At 62.3% G+C, this 1,179-nt stretch carries 1 protein-coding gene; it reads left to right on the forward strand.

Annotation, left to right across the window (positions count from 1 at the left end; genetic code table 11):
- Positions 1 to 2: 2 nt before the first annotated feature.
- Positions 3 to 1,178: an elongation factor Tu gene (gene tuf / locus ATY29_RS01275; protein WP_003573803.1), complete on the forward strand. Its 1,176-nt coding sequence runs from the start codon at positions 3 to 5 to the stop codon at positions 1,176 to 1,178.
- The last annotated feature ends 1 nt before the right edge of the window (position 1,179 follow it).

The following is a 1,179-nucleotide window of genomic DNA, read 5'->3' on the forward strand; positions in this document are numbered from 1 at the left end:
AAATGGCAAAGAGTAAGTTTGAGCGCAACAAGCCGCACGTCAACATCGGCACGATCGGCCACGTTGACCACGGCAAGACGTCTCTGACGGCAGCGATCACGAAGTACTTCGGTGAGTTCAAGGCGTACGACCAGATCGACGCTGCTCCGGAAGAAAAGGCCCGTGGCATCACCATTTCGACGGCCCACGTCGAATATGAGACGCCGGCCCGCCACTACGCGCACGTCGACTGCCCCGGCCACGCCGACTACGTCAAGAACATGATCACCGGTGCTGCCCAGATGGACGGCGCGATCCTGGTGTGCTCGGCCGCTGACGGCCCGATGCCGCAGACGCGCGAACACATCCTGCTGGCCCGCCAGGTCGGCGTTCCGGCGATCGTGGTGTTCCTGAACAAGGTCGACCAGGTTGACGACGCCGAGCTTCTCGAACTGGTCGAGCTCGAAGTTCGCGAACTGCTGTCGTCCTACGACTTCCCGGGCGACGATATCCCGGTCGTCAAGGGTTCGGCACTGGCCGCTCTCGAAGACAGCGACAAGAAGATCGGCGAAGACGCGATCCGCGAGCTGATGGCTGCGGTCGACGCCTACATCCCGACGCCTGAGCGCCCGATCGACCAGCCGTTCCTGATGCCGATCGAAGACGTGTTCTCGATCTCGGGCCGTGGTACGGTTGTGACCGGCCGCGTCGAGCGTGGCATTGTCAAGGTTGGCGAAGAAGTCGAGATCGTCGGCATCCGCGCGACCTCGAAGACGACGGTGACCGGCGTTGAAATGTTCCGCAAGCTGCTCGATCAGGGCCAGGCCGGCGACAACATCGGCGCACTGGTTCGCGGTGTGAACCGTGACGGCGTCGAGCGTGGCCAGATCCTGTGCAAGCCGGGCTCTGTCAAGCCGCACAAGAAGTTCATGGCCGAAGCCTACATCCTGACGAAGGAAGAGGGTGGCCGTCATACGCCGTTCTTCACCAACTACCGTCCGCAGTTCTACTTCCGCACGACGGACGTCACGGGCATCGTAACGCTGCCGGAAGGCACGGAAATGGTCATGCCGGGCGACAACGTCACGGTTGCCGTCGAGCTGATCGTTCCGATCGCGATGGAAGAAAAGCTGCGCTTCGCCATCCGCGAAGGCGGCCGCACCGTCGGCGCCGGTATCGTTGCTTCGATCGTCGAGTAAT

Source organism: Rhizobium hidalgonense (genome assembly GCF_002914525.1).
GTDB lineage: Bacteria > Pseudomonadota > Alphaproteobacteria > Rhizobiales > Rhizobiaceae > Rhizobium > Rhizobium hidalgonense.